Consider the following 1,447-nt stretch of genomic DNA (forward strand, 5'->3'; position numbering starts at 1 on the left):
GACGTGAGGCGATCGGCGAGCGCGATGACGAGGTCGCGTAGTTCATCGGGGCGCTCGATGACGAACGGCCGGTCGAGTGAGGCGAGTATTCGAGGCAACCAGTCGAGCTGCTGCGCCCGTAGCTCGACGCGCAGCCAGTGCTCGGCCGCCGGGTCCTAGCCGGCCCCGGGCTCGTGCTCCTCCAGGCTCGCGACGCTGGCGGGGAGGTGCGCGCGGATCTCCTCAACTGTCCCGTGGATCCGAAAGGTCACCTCGTGCCGGTACTCGGCCGTGGCGAATCCTGACAACACGCGCTGTGCCGGACCGGGACCCACGGGCGCTTCGAATGAGCCGGGCAGGGCCCTCGCGGCTGCGATGCGATCGAGCCGGAAGGTTCGGTCCTCGCCGACCTGGGCGTCCCTGCCCGTCACGTACCACCGGCCCGCATGGGCGACGATCCCGTACGCGTGCAGTGTGCGTTCGCTGCGCCGTCCGTCGCGGTCGGTGTAGCGGATCGAGACCGGCCGGCGGTGGCGCACCGCATCGGCGATGGTGAGCAGGAGCCCGGCGTCCGGGTGGTCCAACTCGCCGGGCTGATCCGTGAAGGCGAGAGCCTCCAGGAGTGCGTCGAGCCGACGGGCGATGTGCTTGGGCAGCACCCGCCGGATCTTCGCTGACGCCGTCTCGTTTGCCGTGCGCTCCGTCGTCGTCAGCCCTGCCCGGCGGCCGGCGACCAGGCCGAGCAGCACGGCCAGCGCCTCGTCGTTGCTCAGCATGAGCGGAGGCAAGCGGTACCCCGGAGCCAGCCGGTACCCGCCGTAGCGGCCGCGCACCGACTCCACGGGCACGTCCAGGTCGATCAGCTGGCCCACATACCGCCGCACAGTGCGCCCTTCAACGCCGAGACGGTCGGCGAGCTCGGCCACAGCCCGGGTGCCGCCCGACTGCAGCAGCTCCAAGAGTGTCAGCACGCGGCCGGTGGGTCGTGGCATGTTCGCAGCCTAACGCGAATACAGGACCGATTCTGTCCACTATTTCTCCTAGCCTGCGACGTGCACGCCTCCAGCACAGCCAAGGAGATTCCCATGGACTTCGTCTCGATCCGCATCATCACCAGCGATGTCGTACGCCTCGTCGAGTTCTACGAGCGAGCCACAGGGATGCAGGCGATACGGGCCACCGAGGACTTCGCCGAACTCAAGACCGCGGGCGCAACCCTCGCGATCGCCAGCACCCGCACCGTCCCGCTGTTCGCCCCGGGCTCTGCCCGCCCGGCGGACAACCACAGTGTGATCACCGAGTTCCTCGTCGACGACGTGGACCGCGTTCACCAGAACCTGACCGACTTCGTCACCGACTTCGTCAACGAGCCCACCACGATGCCCTGGGGCAACCGGTCGCTGTTGTTCCGCGACCCCGACGGCAACCTCGTCAACTTCTTCACCCCCGTCACCCCGGAGGCCATCGA

1 protein-coding gene and 1 pseudogene are annotated in these 1,447 nt (G+C 68.8%); one reads left to right on the forward strand and one right to left on the reverse strand.

Annotation, left to right across the window (positions count from 1 at the left end; genetic code table 11):
- Nucleotides 1-971, reverse strand: a pseudogene (locus ACIBAD_RS37595) (helix-turn-helix transcriptional regulator); the annotation flags it as partial.
- A 93-nt stretch (nt 972-1,064) separates the two neighbouring features.
- On the opposite strand from ACIBAD_RS37595, the gene ACIBAD_RS37600 reads away from it, so the two are divergent.
- A partial coding sequence (locus tag ACIBAD_RS37600) for a VOC family protein (RefSeq protein WP_398911549.1) occupies nt 1,065-1,447 on the forward strand: 383 nt, incomplete at its 3' end.

It is taken from the genome of Streptomyces sp. NPDC051109 (genome assembly GCF_044455885.1).
In the GTDB taxonomy this organism is placed as follows: Bacteria; Actinomycetota; Actinomycetes; order Streptomycetales; family Streptomycetaceae; genus Streptomyces.